The following is a 1934-nucleotide window of genomic DNA, read 5'->3' on the forward strand; positions in this document are numbered from 1 at the left end:
GGGCCGACAGCACGCGGCCAAAGAATCCTTTGCCATTACCGGCCTCCTTCTCCTCGGTGGCGCCACCGTCGACGGCGATCGCCGTGACCTCCTCGATGGCCGGCTGAGGAGCGGGCTCGGATAATCGGCTTTCGGAATTCATCGGTCTTTCTCCTGGTAAGGGTCTGGAATGCCAAGCCGGGACAGGATGGCGCGCTCCGTCGCCTCCATCAGTTCGGCATCGGGATCGTTCAGATGGTCGTAACCCAGCAGATGCAGGGTGGCATGGACCAGCAGGTGCTGGACGTGATGGTCGAAGGGCTTGCCCTGATCCTCGGCCTCGGCCGCGCAGGTATCATAGGCGATCGCGATGTCGCCCAGTTCCTCCTCGTCCGGCATCTCGGGCGCCTGACCGGGATCATGCGGCAGATGCTCGACCGACGGCCATGACAGCACGTTCGTGGCCCGGGGCTTGCCGCGGAAATCGGCGTTCAGCGCGGCGATGCGGGCGTCGTCGCAGCCCATGACGACCACCTCCCCGCCCAAGCGGTGGTGGTCCAGCGCGGCGGTGACGGCAAGGGCCGCCAGGTCCTCAAGACCGGCGGCCTGCCATCGGTCATCCTCGATGACGCAGTCGACGGAAATCTCGTCAGGCATCGTTTCTGAATGCGCGGCGGGGAACGTACTGGCCGCGCGGCTCCTCTGTTTCACCGCGGGCAAGGGCGGCGTTGTCCTCGACCTCATACGCCTTGATGATGCGCGCGACAAGCGGGTGGCGCACGACGTCATCGGCGGTGAAATAGCTGAAGCTGATGCCCTTGACGTCCTTCAGGATGCGCTCGGCGTCCATAAGGCCCGACATCATGCCGCGCGGCAGGTCGATCTGGGTGCGGTCGCCGGTGATGACCATCCGCGAGCCTTCGCCAAGACGGGTCAGGAACATCTTCATCTGCATGCTGCTGGCGTTCTGCGCCTCGTCCAGCACGACGAAGGCGCGCGACAGGGTGCGCCCGCGCATGAAGGCCAGGGGCGCGATCTCGATGCGCTTCTCTTCCATCAGCTTCTGCATCTGCTTTCCGGGAAGAAAGTCGTTCAGCGCGTCGTAGAGCGGCTGCATGTACGGATCGACCTTCTCCTTCATGTCGCCCGGAAGGAAGCCCAACCGCTCCCCGGCCTCGACGGCAGGGCGCGACAGGATGATCTTGTCGACATGGCCGCCGATCAGCATGGTCACGCCCACGGCCACCGCCAGATAGGTCTTGCCGGTGCCCGCAGGCCCGACGCCAAATGCCAGCTCGTTCTGGAACAGCGACCGCACATAGGCCTTCTGTGCATCCGTGCGCGGCTCGACCGATTTCTTGCGGGTTCGCAGCTCGTAATTGCCCTGCGCGAACATCTCCAGCTGTTCGGCCGGGGTCACGTCGGCGGCGGGTTCGACCCCCATGCGCAATGCGGCCTCGACCTCGTCGGGGCCGACGGGGCGGTGCTGTTCCAGCCGCGCATATAGGCCACGAAGCAGGTTCGCGGCCTCGGACTGGGCCTCGGGGCCGCCGACCACGGCAATTTGGTTGCCGCGACGCAAGATATGGACGCCAAGTGCCTCCTCGATCCGGGCCAGATGGCGGTCGTTGGGACCGCACAGGTCGATCAACAGCCGGTTGTCGGGGAATTCAAGCAGGGTTTCGGCAGAAGCCGCGGTGACGGGTGGCGTCGGGGTCAGGCCCAAATGTCTCTCCTGGTCAATCTGGTCGGTCCATGGTGGCAAGCCGGTCGGATTCGCACAAGTTCATGTTCGTGGTAAATGGGGCGCAACTGCCCCCGTTTGTGGCAGAACGGCCAAGCCTGTGCAAAAGTTGCATCCTTATCGCGCATGATCACTGACCCCGGCGGACGGGATGCCCAGAAAACCGGCCAAGGCGGGCGCGCGGTCCATGTCCGCCACCGGGCCGTCATGC

Annotated in this window: 2 protein-coding genes; both read right to left on the reverse strand. The window is 65.0% G+C overall.

What is annotated here, in order from left to right; all coding sequences use genetic code 11:
* Positions 1-138: 138 nt before the first annotated feature.
* Positions 139-636, reverse strand: a complete 498-nt coding sequence (gene ybeY, locus TW83_RS16995; protein ID WP_045983969.1) for an rRNA maturation RNase YbeY — start codon at positions 634-636, stop codon at positions 139-141.
* Complete coding sequence (locus TW83_RS17000; RefSeq protein WP_045983970.1) at positions 629-1705, reverse strand: PhoH family protein; 1077 nt, start codon at positions 1703-1705, stop codon at positions 629-631. The genes ybeY and TW83_RS17000 overlap by 8 nt, the downstream gene beginning before the upstream one ends.
* Positions 1706-1934 lie beyond the last annotated feature (229 nt).

This window comes from Paracoccus sp. S4493 (assembly GCF_000967735.1).
Taxonomy (GTDB): Bacteria; Pseudomonadota; Alphaproteobacteria; order Rhodobacterales; family Rhodobacteraceae; genus Paracoccus; species Paracoccus marcusii.